The 19,768-nt window shown below is 72.9% G+C and carries 15 protein-coding genes; 6 read left to right on the top strand and 9 right to left on the bottom strand.

The window, feature by feature from the left end; genetic code table 11:
- Positions 1 to 49: 49 nt before the first annotated feature.
- Positions 50 to 1,261, bottom strand: a complete 1,212-nt coding sequence (locus IF37_RS0125685) for an acetate kinase (protein ID WP_030747075.1) — start codon at positions 1,259 to 1,261, stop codon at positions 50 to 52.
- Positions 1,258 to 3,348, bottom strand: coding sequence for a phosphate acetyltransferase (gene pta, locus IF37_RS0125680; protein ID WP_030747072.1), 2,091 nt, complete (start codon positions 3,346 to 3,348; stop codon positions 1,258 to 1,260). Before pta ends, IF37_RS0125685 begins: the two co-directional genes overlap by 4 nt.
- 198 nt (positions 3,349 to 3,546) lie before the next feature.
- On the opposite strand from pta, the gene IF37_RS0125675 reads away from it, so the two are divergent.
- Entirely contained in the window at positions 3,547 to 4,572 is a 1,026-nt protein-coding gene (locus IF37_RS0125675) for an ATP-dependent 6-phosphofructokinase (RefSeq protein ID WP_030747069.1), read from the top strand.
- 50 nt (positions 4,573 to 4,622) lie between these two features.
- Here the strand turns inward: IF37_RS0125675 and IF37_RS44560 are convergent, their stop codons facing one another.
- A complete protein-coding gene (locus IF37_RS44560; RefSeq protein WP_158727383.1) occupies positions 4,623 to 4,781 on the bottom strand; it encodes a hypothetical protein in 159 nt (52 codons plus the stop codon).
- A 32-nt stretch (positions 4,782 to 4,813) separates the two neighbouring features.
- Here IF37_RS44560 and IF37_RS0125670 point away from each other — a divergent pair, with 32 nt between their 5' ends.
- Positions 4,814 to 5,371, top strand: a complete 558-nt coding sequence (locus tag IF37_RS0125670; RefSeq protein ID WP_030747066.1) for a hypothetical protein — start codon at positions 4,814 to 4,816, stop codon at positions 5,369 to 5,371.
- 442 nt (positions 5,372 to 5,813) lie between these two features.
- Here IF37_RS0125670 and IF37_RS0125660 read toward each other — a convergent pair whose 3' ends face one another.
- Both IF37_RS0125660 and IF37_RS0125655 read right to left on the bottom strand, forming a co-directional pair.
- On the bottom strand, positions 5,814 to 6,506 hold the full coding sequence (locus IF37_RS0125660) for a response regulator (protein WP_030747059.1): 693 nt from the start codon (positions 6,504 to 6,506) through the stop codon (positions 5,814 to 5,816).
- Positions 6,503 to 8,137 carry a sensor histidine kinase gene (locus tag IF37_RS0125655; protein ID WP_030747056.1) on the bottom strand — a complete coding sequence of 545 codons (1,635 nt, stop codon included), beginning with the start codon at positions 8,135 to 8,137 and terminating at the stop codon, positions 6,503 to 6,505. Before IF37_RS0125655 ends, IF37_RS0125660 begins: the two co-directional genes overlap by 4 nt.
- A 154-nt stretch (positions 8,138 to 8,291) precedes the next feature.
- Between IF37_RS0125655 and IF37_RS0125650 the strand changes: the two genes are divergently transcribed.
- Complete coding sequence (locus IF37_RS0125650; RefSeq protein ID WP_030747053.1) at positions 8,292 to 9,698, top strand: cation:dicarboxylase symporter family transporter; 1,407 nt, start codon at positions 8,292 to 8,294, stop codon at positions 9,696 to 9,698.
- 189 nt (positions 9,699 to 9,887) lie between these two features.
- On the opposite strand, the gene IF37_RS0125645 is transcribed toward IF37_RS0125650, so the two are convergent.
- Positions 9,888 to 10,511 carry a TetR/AcrR family transcriptional regulator gene (locus IF37_RS0125645; RefSeq protein WP_030747050.1) on the bottom strand — a complete coding sequence of 208 codons (624 nt, stop codon included), beginning with the start codon at positions 10,509 to 10,511 and terminating at the stop codon, positions 9,888 to 9,890.
- Positions 10,512 to 10,639: 128 nt separating this feature from the next.
- On the opposite strand from IF37_RS0125645, the gene IF37_RS0125640 reads away from it, so the two are divergent.
- The 3 genes from IF37_RS0125640 to IF37_RS39685 all read left to right on the top strand — a co-directional run bounded on the left by IF37_RS0125640 (position 10,640) and on the right by IF37_RS39685 (position 15,539).
- Entirely contained in the window at positions 10,640 to 12,328 is a 1,689-nt protein-coding gene (locus tag IF37_RS0125640; protein WP_030747043.1) for an MFS transporter, read from the top strand.
- A 141-nt stretch (positions 12,329 to 12,469) separates the two neighbouring features.
- Positions 12,470 to 14,764, top strand: a complete 2,295-nt coding sequence (locus tag IF37_RS0125635; protein ID WP_106981852.1) for an AAA family ATPase — start codon at positions 12,470 to 12,472, stop codon at positions 14,762 to 14,764.
- Between the two features lie 289 nt (positions 14,765 to 15,053).
- Complete coding sequence (locus tag IF37_RS39685) at positions 15,054 to 15,539, top strand: CAP domain-containing protein (protein WP_063886411.1); 486 nt, start codon at positions 15,054 to 15,056, stop codon at positions 15,537 to 15,539.
- A gap of 73 nt (positions 15,540 to 15,612) precedes the next feature.
- On the opposite strand, the gene glgB is transcribed toward IF37_RS39685, so the two are convergent.
- From glgB to IF37_RS0125615, 3 genes are all read right to left on the bottom strand, one after another.
- On the bottom strand, positions 15,613 to 17,922 hold the full coding sequence (gene glgB, locus IF37_RS0125625; protein WP_079165882.1) for a 1,4-alpha-glucan branching enzyme: 2,310 nt from the start codon (positions 17,920 to 17,922) through the stop codon (positions 15,613 to 15,615).
- Complete coding sequence (locus tag IF37_RS0125620; RefSeq protein WP_030747032.1) at positions 17,919 to 19,322, bottom strand: hypothetical protein; 1,404 nt, start codon at positions 19,320 to 19,322, stop codon at positions 17,919 to 17,921. The genes glgB and IF37_RS0125620 overlap by 4 nt, the downstream gene beginning before the upstream one ends.
- 85 nt (positions 19,323 to 19,407) lie before the next feature.
- On the bottom strand, positions 19,408 to 19,768 hold a 361-nt coding region (locus IF37_RS0125615), incomplete at its 5' end, for an alpha-glucosidase C-terminal domain-containing protein (protein WP_030747028.1).

Raw genomic sequence — 19,768 nt, 5'->3', positions numbered from 1 at the left:
TTCCGTCTGGTGGAAGATACAAATGAGTGCCGCACCGCTCAGGTGCCATTCAGCTGTTCTTTCCGACCAGTGCGTAGGTCTGGGTCGCGATCTCCAGTTCTTCATCCGTCGGCACCACGGCGACCGCCACCCGGGCGGACGGAGGCGAGATCAGCCGCGGCCCGTCGGCGCGCACGGCGTTGCGCTCCGGGTCGACCGCCAGCCCCAGACCCTCCAGACCCGCGACCGCCGCCTCCCGCACCGGAGCCGCGTTCTCGCCGACCCCGGCGGTGAAGGCCACCGCGTCCACCGTGCCCAGCACCGCGTAATAGGCGCCTATGTACTTCTTGAGCCGGTGAATGTAAATGTCGAAGGCGAGCGCGGCGTCTTCGTCGCCCGCGTCGATCCGGCGGCGGATCTCCCGCATGTCGTTGTCCCCGCACAGACCGAACAGACCGCTCCTCTTGTTGAGGAGAGTGTCGATCTCGTCCATGGACATTCCCCCAACCCGTGCCAAATGGAAGATGACGGCCGGATCCAGATCACCGGATCGCGTACCCATCACGAGCCCCTCCAAAGGCGTCAGCCCCATGGAGGTGTCCACGCACCGCCCCTTCTCCACCGCGGAGGCGGAGGCGCCGTTGCCCAGGTGCAGCACGATCACGTTGACCTCGGACGGGTCCTTGCCCAGCAGCCGCGCCGTCTCCCGGGAGACGTACGCGTGCGAGGTGCCGTGGAAGCCGTAGCGGCGGATGCGGTGCCGGTCGGCGATCCTCGGGTCGATCGCGTAGCGCGCCGCGGACTCCGGCATCGTCGTGTGGAAGGCCGTGTCGAAGACGGCGACCTGGGGCAGGTCGGGGCGGAGCGCCCGCGCGGTGCGGATGCCGGTGAGGTTGGCCGGGTTGTGCAGCGGGGCGACCGGGATCAGCCGCTCGATCTCGGTGAGCACCTCGTCGTCGATGACGGTCGGCTCGGTGAAGAACATCCCGCCGTGCACCACCCGGTGCCCGATCGCGGCCAGCTCGGGGGAGTCCAGACCGAGGCCGTCCCGGCCCAGCTCCTCGGCGACCGCCTTAAGGGCGGCCTCGTGGTCGGCGATCGGCCCGCTGTGCTCCCGGGTGTCGCCGCCGGTGAGGCAGGTGTGCTTGAGGCGGGAGGTCTGCTCGCCGATGCGCTCGACCAGGCCCGCCGCGAGCCGGCTGCTGTCCCGCATGTCCAGCAGCTGGTACTTGAGCGACGAGGAGCCGGAGTTGAGGACGAGGACACGGGTGGGGGAGGTCACTGCCGGGACGCCTTCTCGTTGGTGTTCTGGGCCTGGATCGCCGTGATGGCGACGGTGTTCACGATGTCCTGGACGAGCGCGCCCCGGGACAGGTCGTTGACCGGCTTGCGCAGTCCCTGGAGGACCGGGCCGACGGCGATCGCGCCGGCCGAGCGCTGCACGGCCTTGTAGGTGTTGTTGCCGGTGTTGAGGTCGGGGAAGATCAGCACGCTGGCCTGGCCCGCGACCTCCGAACCGGGCAGCTTGGTGGCGGCCACGGACGGTTCCACGGCCGCGTCGTACTGGATCGGGCCCTCGATCTTCAGGTCGGTCCGGCGCGAGCGGGCCAGCTCGGTCGCCTCGCGCACCTTCTCCACGTCGGCGCCCGACCCGGAGGTGCCGGTGGAGTACGACAGCATCGCGATCCTGGGCTCCACGCCGAACCGGGCGGCCGTGCCCGCGGACTGGATGGCGATGTCCGCGAGCTGCTCGGCGTCCGGGTCCGGGTTGACCGCGCAGTCGCCGTAGACCAGCACCTTGTCCGCCAGGCACATGAAGAACACCGACGAGACGATCGAGGAGTCCGGCCGGGTCTTGATGATCTCGAAGGCGGGCCGGATGGTGGCGGCCGTGGAGTGCACCGAGCCGGACACCATGCCGTCGGCCAGGCCCTCCTGGACCATCAGGGTGCCGAAGTAGTTGACGTCCGATACGACGTCGTAGGCCAGCTCGACCGTGACGCCCTTGTGGGCGCGCAACTGTGCGTACTTCTCGGCGAAGGCGTCCCGCAGCTCGGATTCGGCCGGGTCGATCAGCTGGGTGTCGCCCAGGTCGATGCCCAGGTCGGCGGCCTTCTTGCGGATCCGGTCGACCGGACCGAGCAGGGTCAGGTCGCACACGCCCCGGCGCAGCAGCACCTCGGCCGCGTGCAGCACCCGCTCCTCGGTGCCCTCCGGGAGCACGACCCGCCGCTTGTCGGAGCGGGCCTGCTCCAGCAGCTTGTGCTCGAACATCATCGGGGTGACCCGGTCGCCGCTCGGCGCGGAGACCCGGCGGGCCAGGTCTGCGGTGTCGGCGTACCGCTCGAACAGGCCGAGCGCGGTCTCCGCCTTGCGCGGGGTGGCGGCGGTCATCTTCCCCTCCAGGGAGAAGAGCCGCTCGGCGGTGGGGAAGCTGTTGCCGGCCACGGAGAGCACCGGGGTGCCCGGGGCGAGGCGGGCGGCGAGGGTGAGGACCTCGTCGCGCGGCACCTCGTCGAGGGTCAGCAGCACGCCGGCTATCGGCGGGGTGCCGGCGCTGTGCGCGGCCAGCGAGCCGACGACCAGGTCGGCGCGGTCGCCCGGGGTGACCACCAGGCAGCCCGGGGTCAGGGCGCCCAGCAGGTTGGGCAGCGTGGCACCGCCGAAGACGAAGTCCAGCGCGTCCCGGGCCAGGCCCGAGTCATCGCCGAGCAGCACCTTGGCGCCGAGGGTCTGGGCGATCTGCGCGACGGTCGGCGCGGACAGCGCGGGGTCATCCGGCACCACGTAGCAGGGCACCGGCAGCCGGTCGGCCAGCCGCTCGGCGATCTCGTCGCGGTCCTCGCGGGCCACCCGGTTGGTGACCATGGCCAGCACGTCGCAGCCGAGGCCGGCGTAGGCGCGGTAGGCGTTGCGGGTCTCCGCGAGCACGGACTCGGCGGTCTGCCTGCGGCCGCCCACCACCGGGATCACCGAGGCGCCGAACTCGTTGGCGAGCCGGGCGTTCAGGGACAGCTCGTCGGGCAGCTGGGTGTCGGCGAAGTCGGTGCCGAGGACCAGGACGACGTCGTAGTCGCGGGCCACCAGGTGGAAGCGGTCGACGAGGGCGGAGACCAGTTCGTCGGTGCCCCGCTCGGCCTGGAGCGCGGACGCCCGGTGGTAGTCCATGCCGTAGACGGTCGCCGGGTCCTGGGAGAGGCGGTAGCGGGCCCGCAGCAGCTCGAACAGGCGGTCGGGACCGTCGTGGACGAGTGGACGGAAGACCCCCACCCGGTCGACCTGCCGGGTCAGGAGTTCCATGACCCCCAGCTCCACGACCTGGCGGCCGTCGCCGCGGTCGATCCCGGTCACGTACACGCTGCGCGTCACGTGTCGACTCCGTTCCTCATGTCTTATGTCTCGGATATCCGTCTTCGGCATAAAAATCGCTCACCGAGGTGAGCGGAACCCCCTTGACAGTACCCCCGTCGCCGGATAAGGCGCCCGTCAAGACTTCACCGGTCCGGCGGACGTGAAACAATCGGCACTGGCTCACCGGCACCGACAGCGAGCAGGAGATACAGCACGATGCGCATCGGAGTTCTCACCGCAGGCGGCGACTGCCCCGGCCTGAACGCCGTGATCCGGTCGGTCGTGCACCGGGCGGTGGCGCAGTACGGCGACGAGGTCATCGGTTTCGAGGACGGCTACCGGGGCCTGCTGGACCGGCACTACCGCAGCCTCGACCTGGACGCGGTCAGCGGCATCCTGGCCCTCGGCGGCACCATCCTCGGCTCCTCCCGGCTGGAGCGCGACCGGCTGCGCGAGGCCTGCGACGGCGCCGCGGACATGGTCGAGGAGTTCGGCATCGACGCGCTGATCCCGATCGGCGGCGAGGGCACCCTGACCGCGGCCCGCATGCTCTCCGACGCGGGCCTGCCGGTCGTGGGGGTGCCCAAGACCATCGACAACGACATCTCCTCCACCGACCGCACCTTCGGCTTCGACACGGCCGTCGGCGTGGCCACCGAGGCGATGGACCGGCTGAAGACCACCGCCGAGTCCCACCAGCGCGTGATGGTCGTGGAGGTCATGGGCCGGCACGCCGGCTGGATCGCCCTGGAGTCCGGCATGGCCGCCGGCGCCCACGGCATCTGCCTGCCCGAGCGGCCCTTCGACCCCGCCGACCTGGTCAAGATGGTCGAGGAGCGGTTCGCCCGCGGCAAGAAGTTCGCCGTCGTCTGCGTCGCCGAGGGCGCCCACCCCGCCGAGGGCACCATGGACTACAACAAGGGCGAGATCGACCAGTACGGCCATGAGCGCTTCCAGGGCATCGGCACCGCCCTCGCCTACGAGCTGGAGCGGCGCCTGGGCAAGGAGGCCAAGCCGGTCATCCTCGGTCACGTCCAGCGCGGTGGCGTGCCCACCGCCTACGACCGCGTCCTCGCCACCCGCTTCGGCTGGCACGCCGTCGAGGCCGCGCACCGTGGCGAGTTCGGCCGGATGACCGCGCTGCGCGGCACCGACGTCGTGATGGTGCCGCTCGCGGAGGCGGTCACCGAGCTGAAGACGGTGCCGAAGGACCGCATGGACGAGGCCGAGTCGGTCTTCTAGGTCCTGTCGTCGAACTCCCGCCGTCCGTCCGGAGGGCGGGCCTCGCGGCATCAGGCGCGTGCTCCGGCGAACAGGACGGCCGCGGGGCGCGGCCGTCCTGTTCGCGGCGCGGTGAGCGCGGCGGTGTTCCTCGCGCCCTCGCCCGGCTCGGCGAGTGCCACCCGCCGGACCGCGGTCGGGACGAGAACGGTGGGCTGATCGTCCGGCACACTCGTAAGGTGCTGCCGGGGAAGGGGATCGCGTGCCGGAACGAGACGTCACCGTGGGGCAGTTGCTGCTCACCGAGTACCAGACCGTCAAGGACGAGCAGAAGACGCGGATCGGGTTCCGGGACAACCTGCTCTACGTCACGCTGACCGTGGTGGCGGCCGTGATCGCCGCCGCGGCGCAGGCCCGGCAGACGGCGATGCTGCTGGCGCTGCCGCCGGTCTGCGTCGTCCTCGGCTGGACGTACCTCGTCAACGACCAGAAGATCTCCGCCATCGGCGCGTACGTGCGCGGCGAGCTGGGGCCGCGGCTGGCCGCGCTGGCGCGGGCGGAGGGCGGTGAGGTCTTCCGGTGGGAGACCGCGCACCGCGGCGACGCCCGCCGGGTGTCCCGGAAGGCCGTGCAGTGCGTGGTCGACCTGCTGGCCTTCTGCGTGGTGCCGTTGAGCGCGCTGGTCGTGTTCTGGGCGGGCGGTGACGTCCCGGCCGGGCTGCTGGCCGTGTCCGTGCTGGAGGCGGTCGCGGTCGCGGGGCTGGGGGTGTGCGTCGTCCAGTACGCCGTCCCCTTCGGGCCGGGGAGCGGGGCCGGGTGAGTGATCACGCCGGGTCCCCGGACGACGGCCACCGCTGGACGGTCGTCGCGAAGGCGGGCACCGGCGGCGGGCACCGGCCCGGACGGCCCCGAACGCGCCGCCGCCTCGGACGGCCGGGTGCGCGGGCCGGGTGCGCGGGCCGGGACGGGCAACCGGGCCGGCTCCGGGCCGCGCCGGACCCCGCCGGTGACGGCGCCGAGCGGGCGGTCCTCGTCACCGCCGACCGGGCGCTCCGGTCCCTGTCCGGGGCGCCGGGGCGAGGAACCGGAGCACGTTCCGGCACCGGCGGGCGGACGGCCGCCCGGGGGAGTCTCGGTCTCACCCCGTGGAGCCGGGCCGGGCGGTAGGGCTTCGGGCGCCCGGGGTCGGGGGAGACAGGGTCCGCGCCCGCGTCAACGGTCCCGGGGAGGTGGCCCCGGGGTCCCTGCCCGGGCCGTCGGTCTCAGCGGCCCTGGGACACCCACCGGTACACCAGCTCCGGCCGTCCCACCTGCCCGTACAGCGGACTGCGCACCGCCCGGCCCGCCTCCACCAGGTGCTCCAGATAGCGCCGGGCGGTGATCCGGGAGATGCCCACCGTCTCGGCCACGCCGGCCGCCGTGACCCCCTCCGGCGCCTGGCGGAGCGCCCCGGTGACCCGCTCCAGCGTCGGCCCGCTCAGCCCCTTGGGCAGGGCCGCCGACGACGGCGCCCGCAGGACCGCGAGCGCCCGGTCCACCTCGTCCTGTCCGCTCACCTCGCCGACCGCCGCGTGGAACTCGGCGTACCGCACCAGCCGGTCCCGGAGCGTGGCGAAGGTGAACGGCTTCAGCACGTACTGGACGACACCCAGCGACACCCCCTCCCGCACCACCGCCAGGTCCCGGGCCGAGGTCACCGCTATCACGTCCGCCTGCTGACCGGCCGCCCGCAGCGAGCGGGCCAGCTGCAATCCGTGCCCGTCCGGCAGATGCAGGTCCAGCAGGAGCAGGTCCACCGCCGTACGGTCCAGGAAGCGGCGCGCCTCCGCGGCCGTGTGGGCCTTCCCGACCGCGACGAACCCCGGCACCCGGCCGACGTACAGCACGTGCGCGTCGGCGGCCACCGGGTCGTCCTCCACGACGAGGACGCGGATGGGCTGCCGTTCGTCCGTCATCCGGCGCCGCCCACGGACGCGCCCAACGGCAACCGCACCTCGAACACCGCTCCGCCCTCGCCGTCCTCGCCGGACTCCGTCACCGTCAACGTGCCCTCGTGGCGGGTCACCGCCTGCCGGACCAGGGCCAGTCCGAGTCCCCGTCCGCCGGGCCCGGCCGGCTTCGTGGAGAACCCCCGCTGGAATACCAGGTCGGCATGGGCGGGGTCGACACCGGGTCCGGTGTCCGACACCCGCAGCACCAGTTCGGCGCCCGAGGCGTACGCCGTCACGGTCACCCGCGCCCGGAGACTGCCCTGGGCCGCGTCCACCGCGTTGTCGATCAGGTTGCCGAGGATGGTGACCAGGTCCCTCGACGGCAGCTCGGCCGGGAGCAGCCCGTCGTCCAGGCGGCTGTCCCGGGACACCACCAGCTCCACGCCCCGCTCGTGCGCCTGGGCGGTCTTGCCCAGCAGCAGCGCGGCCAGCACCGGTTCGCTCACCGCCGCCACCACCTGGTCGGTGAGGGCCTGCGCCAGCTCCAGCTCGGCCGTGGCGAACTCCACCGCCTCCTCGGACCGGCCCAGCTCGATCAGCGAGACGACCGTGTGCAGCCGGTTCGCGGCCTCGTGCGCCTGCGAGCGCAGTGCCTGCGTGAAGCCGCGCTCCGAGTCCAGCTCGCCCGTCAGCGACTGGAGCTCGGTGACGTCCCGGAGGGTCACGACCGTGCCCCGCTGCTCTCCGCCGGAGACCGGGACGGTGTTCACGACCAGCACCCGGGACGCCGTCAGGTGCACCTCGTCCACCCGGGGCTCGGAGGAGAGCAGCGCCCCCGTCAGCGGGGCGGGCAGGCCCAGGTCGGCGACCGAGCGGCCGACCACGTCCGCGTCCGAGGCGCCGCCCACGCCCAGCAGCTCCCGGCCGCCGTCGTTGATCAGCGCCACCCGGTACCGGCCGTCCAGCAGCAGCAGCCCCTCCCGGACGGCGTGCAGCGCCGCCTGGTGGTAGTCGTGCATCCGGCTCAGCTCGCCGGCGTTCATGCCGTGGGTGTGGCGGCGCAGCCGGGCGTTGATCACGTACGTGCCGACCGCGCCGAGCAGCAGGACCCCGCCGCCCACCCCGAGCAGGGCGGTGACCTGGTCCTGCACCCGGGCGCTGATCGTCTCCACCGTGATGCCGGCGCTCACCAGACCGACGATCCGGCCGCCGTCCCGGATCGGGGTGACGGCGCGGACGGACGGGCCGAGCGTGCCGGTGTAGGTCTCGGTGAAGGTGCGGCCCTGCCGGGCGGGGCCGATGTTGCCGAGGAAGCGCCGGCCGATCTGCCGCTCGTCGGGGTGGGTCCAGCGGATGCCGGACGGGTTCATGATCGTGACGAAGTCGACGTTCGCGTCCCGGGTGACCTGGAGGGCGTACGGCTCCAGCAGGGCCGTGGGATCCGGGCCGCGGACCGCCGCGCGCACCGAGGGGGAGTCCGCGATCGACCGGGCCACCGCCGTGGCCTGCCCGGCGGCGGCGTCCTCGGCCTGCCTCCGGTCGCTGACGTAGGTGAACAGCGCGTACCCGGCCACGACCACCGCGATCAGCACGGCCTGCATCGCGAAGAGCTGGCCGGCCAGGCTGCGGGGACGGGGGAGGGTGGGCAGACGCATGCCAGCAGTGTGCCTCCGCGGCCGGGCGTGAACTAAATGAACGGAAGGGTGACCGGCCTCACAGGCCGGGAGATAGTCACGGCATTCCCTTACAACGCCCGGACGTGAGCCGCACGCCGGTTGTTCGCCGACGAAGACGTCAAGGAGGGCAGTCGTGGCCGCCAGCACTCCCGATACGGCACCTGCCGCACCCCGTGTGAAGCGGGACCGGACCCATTACCTGTACATCGCCGTCATCGCGGCGGTCGCGCTCGGCATCGCCGTGGGGCTGATCTGGCCCGACGCCGCGGTGGAGCTGAAGCCGCTGGGCACCGGTTTCGTGAGCCTGATCAAGATGATGATCTCCCCGATCATCTTCTGCACCATCGTGCTCGGCATCGGGTCCGTGCGGAAGGCCGCCAAGGTGGGGGCCGTCGGCGGTATCGCCCTCGGCTACTTCCTCGTGATGTCGCTCGTGGCGCTCGCCATCGGGCTCGTGGTCGGCAACGTGCTGCACCCCGGTGACGGACTGCACCTGACCGACGCGCTCAAGCAGACCGGGCACGCCCAGGTGGAGAGCGACGCGCTGCCGCCGGTGGACTTCGTGCTGTCGATCATCCCGACCACCTTCGTCTCCGCGTTCACCGAGGGCCAGGTGCTCCAGACGCTGCTGGTGGCGCTGCTCGCCGGGTTCGCGCTCCAGGCGATGGGGTCGGCCGGGCAGCCGGTGCTGCGCGGTGTCGAGCACATCCAGCGGCTCGTCTTCCGCATCCTGTCCATGGTGATGTGGGCCGCGCCGATCGGTGCGTTCGGCGCCATCGCGGCCGTGGTCGGCTCGGCCGGCGTCGACGCGCTCAAGAGCCTCGCCGTGCTGATGCTCGGCTTCTACCTCACCTGCTTCCTGTTCGTCTTCCTGGTGCTCGGGGCGCTGCTGCGGATCGTGGCGGGGCTGAATGTGTTCTCCCTGTTCAAGTACCTCGCCCGCGAGTTCCTGCTGATCCTGTCCACGTCGTCGTCGGAGTCCGCGCTGCCGCGGCTGATCGCGAAGATGGAACACCTGGGCGTCAGCCGGCCGGTCGTCGGCATCACCGTGCCGACCGGGTACTCGTTCAACCTCGACGGCACGATGATCTACATGACCATGGCGTCGCTGTACATCGCGGACGCGCTGGGCACGCCGATGTCGGTCGGCGAGCAGATCCCGCTGCTGCTGTTCCTGCTGCTGGCGTCCAAGGGCGCGGCCGGTGTCAGCGGCGCGGGGCTCGCCACCCTGGCCGGCGGTCTCCAGTCGCACAAGCCGGCGCTGGTGGACGGCGTCGGGCTGATCGTCGGCATCGACCGGTTCATGAGCGAGGCGCGGGCACTGACGAACTTCGCGGGCAACGCGGTCGCCACGGTGCTCGTGGGAACCTGGACCAAGGAGATCGACAAGGTCCGGGTCGGCCGGGTGCTGGCGGGTGAGCTGCCGTTCGACGAGACCACGCTGCTCGACGAGGGCGGGTCCCCGGCGAGCGGGTCCGCCGGGCCCCGCGAGGACGGCGAGTCCCGCGAGGACGGGGAGAAGGAGCTGGCCAGGGCCTGACACCGAGGATCGCCGGACGTCCGACCCCGCCTGAACCCGGGCCGGGCGTCCGGTCCCCGCCGCCGGGCGGCTGAGTCTCCCCCGTACCTCAGCCGCCCGGCTTCCTGCCGTTCGGACGAGATCCCTTAGGTCCTGTCGTCGAACTCCCGCCGTCCGCCCGCAAGGCAGGCGGGAGTTTGACGACAGGGCCTAGGCGCCCTCGGCCACCTCGTTCACCAGCCCGGTGGCCCGCGCGGCCGGTACGCCCGCCGCGCTCAGCACGGCGACCGTGGCCGAGCGGCCCGCCTCCCGGGCCGCCAGCAGTCCGTCGTTCACCGCCTCCATCAGGGCGAACAGCATCTGCTCGTGCACGTACGCGAGCGCCGGCGCGGGCAGCGGGGAGTTGAAGACGCCCGTGTCCAGACCGCGCTGGAGCAGCGCCACCTTGGCCTCGCGTAGCGGTGCGAGGCGCTCGCGGATGCCCTGGACGGTGACCGTCCGCTGGGCCAGCGCGATCAGCAGCCGGTAGCGGTCGGCGGTCTGCCAGATCGCGAGCACCGACCGGGCCACCGCCTCCGCCGGGTCCCGCACCCCCGCCCGGACCGCCGCGTCCGCGTCCGACAGCGCCCCCACTGCCTCGTCGACGAGCGTGCTGATCAGCGCCTCCCGGCTGGGGAAGTGGCCGTACACGGTCCGGCGTACGACCCCGGCCGCGCGGGCGATCTGGTCCATGGACGCGTCGGGATCGCGCAGCAGTTCCGCGAGGGCGATGTCGAGGATGCGGCGCCGGTTGGCGTCGGCGCGGCTGGTGCTACCCGTGGTCATGGCGGTCATTCTGCCTCCCCGTCCGCTCTCCGACCCGACTTGCACAGTGGTGTGCAGTGGGCGTACATTGCACATGGTTGTGCAATTGCACGCCATTGTGCAAGTCCGTCGCTTACCCGAGGAGAGCGATCCCTGCCATGCGACTCGTCATGACCGAACCGGTCGAAAGGATGGAGCGCCCCTACGCCCGGCGCTGGTGGGCCCTGCTGGTGCTCTGCCTCAGCCTGCTGATCATCGTGATGGCGAACACCGCCCTCACGGTCGCGGCGCCCGACATGACGAAGGACCTCGGGCTGTCCAGCGCCGACCTCCAGTGGGTGATCGACGGCTACACCGTCCCCTACGCGGCGCTGATGCTGCTGCTCGGCGCGATCGGCGACAAGTACAGCCGGCGCGGGGCGCTCGTCCTCGGGCTCGTCGTCTTCGGCGCCGGTGCCGTCTTCGGCTCCCTCGCCGACAGCGCGGCCACCGTCATCGCGGCCCGCGCCGTGATGGGCGTCGGCGCGGCGCTGATCATGCCGGCCACGCTCTCGCTGCTCGCCGCGACCTTCCCGCGCGCCGAGCGGGCCAAGGCCATCACCCTGTGGACCGCCACCGCCGGGCTCGCCATCGCCGCCGGACCGGTGGTGGCCGGCGCCCTGCTGCGCGACCACGGCTGGGCCTCGACCTTCCTGATCAACGTGCCCGTCGCGGCCGTCGCGCTCGTCGCCGCCTTCGTCCTCGTACCGCCCTCCCGGGCCGGCCACCACGACCGCATCGACTACGTCGGCGGCCTGCTGTCGGTGATCTGGACCGGCGCGCTGGTCTACATGATCATCGAGGGCCCGCACTTCGGCTGGGGCGCCAAGGCCGTCGGCGCCGCCGTCGTCGCCGGCGTGGGCCTGGTCGCCTTCGTGCTGTGGGAGCTGCGCCACCCGCGCCCCATCCTGGACGTGCGCCGCTTCGCCGGCCGCCGGTTCGCCGGCTCCAATCTCGCCGTCGCCCTGTTCTTCCTGGCCGTCTTCGGCGCCTTCTACTACCTCACCCAGCACCTCCAGTTCGTCCTCGGCTACGACGCCCTCCAGACCGGTGTGCGCATGCTGCCGCTCGCCGGTGCCGTCTTCGTCGGCTCCGCCCTGACCGGCTGGCTCACCCCGCGCGTCGGCATGAAGTGGACCGTCAGCGCGGGCATGGTCGGCGGCACCACCGCCCTCGCCCTGCTCACCCGGGTGGACGCCGGCTCCACGTACGGCGACTTCGTGGCCCCCTTGATCATCCTGGGCCTCGCCATCGGCCTCGCCCTCTCGCCCTGCACCGACGCCATCATGGGCGCCTTCCCGGAATCCGAGCTGGGCGTCGGCGGTGCCGTCAACGACACCTCGCTGGAACTGGGCGGCTCGCTCGGCATCGCCCTCCTCGGCTCGCTGCTCGCCACCTCGTACGGCGATCACCTCGCCGACGCCACCGCGGGCGGCAAGCTGCCGGCGAGCGCCCTGGACACCGCGCAGGACTCGGTCGGCGCCGGGTACGCCGTCGCCCAGGGCATCGGCGAGAAGGCGCACCAGGCCGCGGCCCAGGCCCAGCGGGCGACCGACCCGCAGCAGGCCGCGCAGCTCAAGCAGCAGGCCGGCGAACTGGCCGCCGGCGCACGGCAGATGGCCGACGCGGTCGGCTCCGCCTTCTCCGACGCGGTCGCCCACACCAGCCTGGTCGGCGCGGTGATCCTCGGCATCGGAACGGTCCTGGTGGCCGTCCTGCTGCCGCGCCGGGAGGACGCGGCGGACCGGACGCGGGAAGAGTACGAAGAGGGCGGGGACCGGGAGCCGGCGGACAGCACGGCCGGCTGACCCCCCCGCCCGCGCGGGCACCGGACGAAAAAATCCCCCGGGCAATTGCGCCCGGGGGATTTCTCTGCGTATATTCAGTGGTTCGCGACTTCAATTCGGCATTTTGGATCGGTCGCAAAGCAAGTCCAGTGAGCACAGTATATGCGGGCGGGAGCGGAATTGTCAAACGCGGATCTGTCGAACAGTGAATTTCACGACGGTGAATTGCGCGACGAGCAGGAATTCATCGACGGACTGTACGCGCGCGTGGACGTGCTGCGCGGCGAGGCCGAGACGGCCGTCACGGACGCGCTCGCCCAGGGCGACAAGCCCATGCAGGCCCGGCTGGAACGGGACATCCTGGTCGCCGAGCGCTCGGGACTGCTCGCCGCGCTGAACGCCGTGGACGGCTCGCTCTGCTTCGGCCGGATCGACCTCGCCGACGGCACCAGGCACCACATCGGCCGGATCGGACTGCGCGAGGACGACGCCGGGCGCACGCCCCTGCTGATCGACTGGCGGGCCGACGTCGCCCGCCCCTTCTACCTGGCCACCGGCCACACCCCGATGGGCCTGCGCCGCCGCCGGCACATCTCCACCGAGGGCCGGACCGTCACCTCCCTGCACGACGAGATCCTGGACCTCGGCGACGCCACCCGAACCGGCCACGAGGACCACGACGCGGACGGCGTGCTGCTGGCCGCGCTGAACTCGGCGCGCACCGGCCGCATGGGCGACATCGTGCAGACCATCCAGGCCGAGCAGGACCGGATCATCCGGGCCCCGCACCGCGGCGTCCTGGTGGTGGAGGGCGGACCCGGCACCGGCAAGACCGCGGTCGCCCTGCACCGGGCGGCCTACCTGCTGTACGAGTACCGGGAACTGCTGGCCCGCCGCGCGGTCCTCGTCGTCGGCCCCAACCCCGCCTTCCTCGGCTACATCGGCGAGGTGCTGCCCTCCCTCGGCGAGACCGGCGTGCTGCTGGCGACCGTGGGCGAGCTGTTCCCCGGCGTCCGGGCCACCGCGACGGACACCCCCGAGGCCGCCGCGGTCAAGGGCCGCGCGGAGATGGCCGAGGTGCTGGCCGCCGTCGTGCGCGACCGGCAGGCCCTGCCCGACCCGGTCATCGCGATCGAGCACGACCGGGAGGTGCTCATGCTGGACGACGGCCTGGTGGGCGTCGCCCGTGACCGCACCCGCGCCGCCGGGCTGCCGCACAACGCCGCCCGCGAGCACTTCGAGGGGTACATCCTCAACACGCTCACCGAGCTGTACGCCGAGCGCGTCGGCACCGACCCCTACGACGGCAGCAGCCTGCTCGACGCCTCCGACATCACCCAGATCCGCGACGAACTCGCCGAGAACCCCGAAGTCTGGGACGCCATCGACCGGTTGTGGCCCCGGATCACCCCGCGGCGGCTGGTCGCCGACTTCCTCGCCGAGCCGGAGGGCCACCTCCCGGCCGCGGACGCCGCGGCGGTCCGCCGCCCGGTGACCCGCGCCTGGACCGTCGCCGACGTGCCGCTGCTGGACGAGGCGGCCGAACTGCTCGGCGAGGACGACCGGCTGGCCCGCGCCCGCGCCGAACGCGAGCGCGAGACCCAGGTGGCCTACGCGCAGGGCGTGCTCGACGTGTCGTACGCCTCCCGGTCCTACGAGTTCGAGGACAAGGAGGAGAGCGATCCCGAGGCCGGCGAGGTGCTGTCCGCGCACGACATCATCGACGCCGAGCGGTTCGCCGAGCGGCAGGAGGAGGCGGACCACCGCAGCGCCGCGGAACGGGCCGCCGCCGACCGCACCTGGGCCTTCGGGCACATCATCGTCGACGAGGCGCAGGAACTGTCGCCGATGGCCTGGCGGCTGCTGATGCGGCGCAGCCCGACCCGCTCGATGACCCTGGTCGGCGACCCCGTCCAGACGGCTGAGGAGGCCGGCGCCGGTTCCTGGGCGGGCATCCTCGCCCCCTATGTCGGGGACCGCTTCGACCACACCCGCCTGGGCGTCAACTACCGCACCCCGGCCGAGATCATGGAGCTGGCGGCGGCCGTGGTCCGCGCCGAGCGGCCGGACTTCGAGCCGCCCCGCTCGGTCCGCTCCACCGGCGTCCGCCCGTGGGTGCGGCAGGCGGCCGGCGACCTGCCCGCCGCGGTCGCCGAGGCCGTGGCCGAACTCACCCCCGCCGAGGGCAGGCTGGCCGTCATCGCCCCCCGCGACCTGCACCGCGCCCTGGCCGCCCGGCTGGACGGCGTCACCGCGGGCGCCGAGCCCGACCTCACGCGCACCGTCGTCCTGCTCGACCCGCGCCAGTCGAAGGGCCTGGAGTTCGACTCGGTGCTGGTGGTGGAGCCGGGCCGGTACGGCACGAGCGACCTGTACGTGGCCCTGACCCGGGCCACCCAGCGGCTCGGGGTGCTGTACACGGGGGAGTTGCCGGCGGCGCTGGCCGTCTCCGGGTGACGTCGGAGCACCGGGCGTGACGGCTCGCGCACCGCCGCGCACCCGCGCGCGGCCGGTGCGCGGCGCCCGCTCCGCCTTGAGTCGTGGGCGCCCGGCAACGGGCGTACGGTGGAGGGGAACGAGCGCGGGAGCCGGGCATCCTTGCGAGGACCCGCCGGTGACCCAGGGTTCAGCGTGCGCTCGCTGTGCGTGTCCGTGCCCACCGCACGAACCCTTGACGCATGTCACGCAGGTCCGGAGGACATCTCGCCGGCTGTCGCCGATACTTCCGAGCCGAAGGCCGAAACCCATGCGCAATGCCACGACCACACGTCTTCGCTGTCTGTGCGCCGCCGCCTGTGCGGCCCCGCTGCTGTTCGGCGGAGCGGCCGGTGCCGCCGCCGCGACGGCCGTCGCGCCCGCCGCCTCTCCCTCCGAGATCCTGCAACTGGTCAACGCGGAACGCCAGAAGGCCGGCTGCCAGGCGCTGAGCGAGAACGGGCAGCTGACCAAGGCGGCCCAGGTGTTCGCGGAGGACGCGAGCAAGAACCACCTGACCAACCACACCGGGTCGGACGGCTCCAGCTACAGCCAGCGGATCAAGGACGCCGGCTACACCGGCGCGCGCGCCGAAGCCGAGAACATGGCCTGGGGCAGCACCGACGCCAACACGATAGTCAGCGGCTGGATGAAGAGCGCGGGCCACCACCGCAACATCGTGGACTGCGATTTCAAGGACACCGGCGTCGCCGTCAGCGGCGACTACGCGGTCCAGGTCTTCGCCACACCCGGCTGACCCGCCACCCGCCGACCGGCGAAGGGGGCCGCGGGCATCCGGCCCCGGCCCCTCCTCCTCCCGCGGACCGGCTTCAGGCCGGCCGCAGCCACACCGTGCCCAGGGGCGGGAGCGTCAGCCGCAGGCTCGCCGGGCGGCCGTGCCACGGATGCGGTTCGGGCTTGACCACGTCCCCGCGGACCACGTCACCGCCGCCGTACCGGCCCGCGTCGGTGTTCAGCACCTCCAGCCAGGCCGGGACGTCGTCCGGCACACCGATCCGGTAGTCGTGCCGGACCACCGGCGCCAGATGGGAGACCGCGAGCAGGGGGGTGCCGTCGGCGTCCCGGCGCAGGAACGCGAAGACGTTGTCGTCCGCCGCGTCCCCGGTGATCCACTCGAAGCCCGCCGGGTCGGTGTCCAGCCGCCAGAGCGCGGGCGTCGCCCGGTACACCGCGTTCAGGTCCCGTACCAGGTCCCGTACGCCCCGGTGGTCCGCCTCCGCGCCGTACGCCGGATCGAGCAGCCACCAGTCGGGGCCGCGCGCCTCCGACCACTCCGCTCCCTGGGCGAACTCCTGCCCCATGAACAGCAGTTGCTTGCCCGGGTGGGCCCACATGAAGGCCAGGTAGGCGCGCAGGTTGGCGCGCTGCTGCCACCAGTCGCCCGGCATCTTCGACACCAGGGAACCCTTGCCGTGCACCACCTCGTCGTGGGAGATCGGCAGGACGTAGTTCTCGCTGTACGCGTACACCATCGAGAACGTCATCTCGTGGTGGTGGTGGCTGCGGTACACGGGGTCGTGGCTCATGTACTGGAGCGAGTCGTGCATCCAGCCCATGTTCCACTTCCAGCCGAAGCCGAGCCCGCCGAAGCCGCTCGGACCCCGGTGGTGGGTGGGCCGGGTGACCCCGTCCCAGGCCGTCGACTCCTCCGCGATGGTCACCACGCCCGGGCAGCGCCGGTAGACGGTGGCGTTCATCTCCTGGAGGAAGGCGACCGCGTCCGGGTTCTCCCGGCCGCCGTGCTCGTTCGGCGTCCACTGGCCCGGCCCGCGCGAGTAGTCCAGGTAGAGCATCGAGGCGACCGCGTCCACCCGCAGCCCGTCGATGTGGAACTCCTCGCACCAGTACACGGCGTTCGCCACCAGGAAGTTGCGCACCTCGCGCCGGCCGAAGTCGAACTCCAGCGTGCCCCAGTCGGGGTGGGCGGCCCGCAGCGGATCGTGGTGCTCGTACAGCGGGCGCCCGTCGAAGGCGGCCAGCGCCCACTCGTCGCGCGGGAAGTGCGCCGGCACCCAGTCCATCAGCACGCCGACGCCCGCCTGGTGCAGCCTGTCCACCAGGTATTTGAAGTCGTCGGGGGTGCCGAGCCGGGCCGTCGGGGCGTAGAACCCGGTGACCTGGTAGCCCCAGGAGCCGCCGAAGGGATGCTCGGCGACCGGCATCAGCTCGACGTGCGTGAACCCCATCTCCGACACGTAGGCGGGGAGCAGCTCGGCCAGCTCGCGGTAGGTCGAGCCCGGCCGCCAGGACGGCAGGTGCACCTCGTAGACGGAGAACGGGGCCTCGTGCACCGGCGTCCGCGCCCGGCGGGCCAGCCACTCGGCGTCGCCCCACTCGTGGTGCGAGGCGTGCACGATCGAGGAGGTGGCGGGCGGCACCTCGGTACGGCGGGCCATCGGGTCGGCGCGCAGGGTGCGCGACCCGTCCGGGCGGGTGATCTCGAACTTGTACAGCTCGCCCTCGCCGACCCCCGGCACGAACAGTTCCCAGACCCCGGTGCCGCCGAGCGAGCGCATCGGGAAACCGGTGCCGTCCCAGAAGCTGAACCCGCCCGCGACCCGGACGCCCCGCGCGTTCGGCGCCCACACCGCGAACCGGGTGCCGGTGACGCCCTGGTGGGTGATGACGTGCGCGCCGAGCGCCTGCCACAGCTGCTCGTGCCGCCCCTCGCCGATCAGGTGCAGGTCCAGCTCGCCGAGCGTGGGCGGGAAGCGGTAGGCGTCCTCCGTCTCGTGGACCGTGCCGTCGTACGTCACGAGCAGCCGGTAGGCGGGCACCTCCGCGAGCCGGAGCAGGCCGGAGAAGAAGCCGTCGCCGTCGTCGTGCAGCTCCGCGCGCAGGCCGTCGCCGACCACGGTGACGGCCCGCGCGTACGGGCGGAAGACGCGGACGGCGACCCCGCCGGGCACCGGGTGCGCGCCGAGGACGGAGTGCGGATCGTGGTGGGTGCCGTGCCGCAGCCGCTCGCGGTCGCCGGCGTCCACCGCGGGGGAGACCGCGGCCTCCGCGGCGGTCTCCGGCGCGGGCGCCTGGGCCTGCGGCGGGACGTCCCGGCCCGGCGCCTGTCGGGCGCCGGTCTTCTTCCTGGCTGGTGAGTGCTTCTGGGCCTTGGGGGTCACGGACGGGCCTCCTGGTCGGGCAGGGCGAGGCGGCGCACCGCACCCAGCGGTACGGCGAGCCAGTCGGGTCGGTGCCGGGCCTCGTAGACGACCTCGTACACGGCCTTGTCGGTCTCGTAGGCCCGCAGCAGCACCGGGTCGGTGCGCGGATCGCGGCCGGACGCCTCCGCGTAGCCGGCGCAGTAGGCGGCCCGGCAGGCGTGCGCCCACTCCAGGGCGGGCGGGCTCACGGAGTGGGCCGCGTAGTCGAAGGAGCGCAGCATCCCGGCGACGTCCCGCACCGGCGGCTGCGGCATCCGCCGTTCGGCCAGCGGCCGGGCCGGCTCGCCCTCGAAGTCGATCAGCGACCACTGACCGGACGGCGACCGCAGGCACTGGCCCAGGTGCAGGTCGCCGTGGACGCGCTGGGCGGTCCAGGTACGGCCCTCGGCGGCGAGGGAGGCCAGCGCGGTGTAGGCCGAGCGCAGCCCCTGCTCGTACGGCCGCAAGCCCGGCACCGCCCGCACGGCCGCAGCCAGCCGCTCGGTCATGCCGTCGACCAGCGACTGGAGCTGCGGGCGGCCGAGGGTGACCGTCGGCAGGGACCGGGCGAGGGCGGTGTGCACCTCGGCGGTGGCCCGGCCCAACGCGTGGGCCTCCGCGACGAAGTCCTCGCCCTTGGCCAGTTCGCGCAGGGCCAGCTCCCAGCCGTCGCCCGCGCCGCTGACGTAGGGCTGGAGCACGGCGAGCACATACGGCTCCCCGTCCGGCTCGGCGCGCAGCCAGCCGGCCGGCGCGGGCACCCGGGGGCAGCCCTCGCGGGCCAGGGCGAGCGGTATCTCCAGGTCGGGGTTGACGCCGGGCACGACCCGGCGCAGCAGCTTCAGGATGAACGCGTCCCCGTAGACCACCGACGAGTTGGACTGCTCGGCGGTCAGCAGCCGGGCCACCAGACCCGGCCGGATCTCCTGCCGTTCGTCCCGCTCGAAGCGCAGGCCGCCGATCCGCTCCTGCCCGCGCAGCGCCTCCAGCAGCACCTCGGCGGGCCGGGGGTCGTACAGCGCGTCGTACACCGTGTGGCCGGCGAGCGGGCCCTCGGTGACGTGTCCGACGAGCGCGGGCGCCAGCCGGGGCGGCAGCGCCTCGCGCACGCCTATGAGGAGCTGGTAGCAGTCGCCCGGCCCGGGCGGGGCGCCCGGCACGGCGGGCTGGTGGACCCGCAGGAGCAGGTGGTACAGCCCCAGCCGGCCGCCGGGTGGCAGCAGTTCGGTGACGGCCACCGGATCGAAACCGGTGACCGGCCGGCCCTTGCCCGCGAACCAGCGCTGCCGGGGCAGCCATTCCCGCAGCAGGGGATCCAGCGAGCTGAGGAGGTGACTGGTCGTGCCGGTGGTGCCGGAAGAGGTGACCATCTCCGCCATGGGTCACGTCCTTTCCCCGGAGCGTGAGGGGGGTGTCACTGTCCGGTGCCCCGGGTGAGGCGGTGAAAACCGCCTCACCCGGCCATTACACAGCGTCCCGGCGCAGCCGGAACCAGTAGAAGCCGTGCCCCGCGAGGGTGAGCAGGTACGGCAGTTCGCCGACCGCCGGGAACCGCACCCCGCCGAACAGCTCGACGGGATGACGCCCGTTGAACCGGCTGAGGTCCAGCTCGGTGGGCTGGGCGAAGCGGGAGAAGTTGTGCACGCACAGCACGAGGTCGTCCTCGTACTCGCGCAGGAAGGCGAGCACCGCCGGGTTCGACGACGGCAGTTCGGTGTAGGACCCCAGTCCGAAGGCGGGGTTCTGCTTGCGGATCTCGATCATGCGGCGGGTCCAGTGCAGCAGCGAGGAGGGCGAGGACATCGACGCCTCGACGTTGGTGACC

It is taken from the genome of Streptomyces sp. NRRL S-31, assembly GCF_000718775.1.
Taxonomy (GTDB): Bacteria; Actinomycetota; Actinomycetes; order Streptomycetales; family Streptomycetaceae; genus Streptomyces.
The sequence above is the reverse complement of the archived record's forward strand: the minus strand, read 5'-3'. Positions and strand labels throughout refer to the sequence as shown.

Excerpts from the sequence above, each read along its gene's own strand:
- IF37_RS0125675 (WP_030747069.1), top strand. The coding sequence starts at position 3,547 with ATGCGCATCGGAGTTCTCACCGCAGGCGGCGACTGCCCCGGCCTGAAC.
- IF37_RS0125660 (WP_030747059.1), bottom strand. The coding sequence starts at position 6,506 with ATGACGGACGAACGGCAGCCCATCCGCGTCCTCGTCGTGGAGGACGAC.
- IF37_RS0125655 (WP_030747056.1), bottom strand. The coding sequence starts at position 8,137 with ATGCGTCTGCCCACCCTCCCCCGTCCCCGCAGCCTGGCCGGCCAGCTC.
- IF37_RS0125645 (WP_030747050.1), bottom strand. The coding sequence starts at position 10,511 with ATGACCGCCATGACCACGGGTAGCACCAGCCGCGCCGACGCCAACCGG.
- IF37_RS0125640 (WP_030747043.1), top strand. The coding sequence starts at position 10,640 with ATGCGACTCGTCATGACCGAACCGGTCGAAAGGATGGAGCGCCCCTAC.
- IF37_RS0125635 (WP_106981852.1), top strand. The coding sequence starts at position 12,470 with ATGCGGGCGGGAGCGGAATTGTCAAACGCGGATCTGTCGAACAGTGAA.
- IF37_RS39685 (WP_063886411.1), top strand. The coding sequence starts at position 15,054 with ATGCGCAATGCCACGACCACACGTCTTCGCTGTCTGTGCGCCGCCGCC.
- IF37_RS0125620 (WP_030747032.1), bottom strand. The coding sequence starts at position 19,322 with ATGGCGGAGATGGTCACCTCTTCCGGCACCACCGGCACGACCAGTCAC.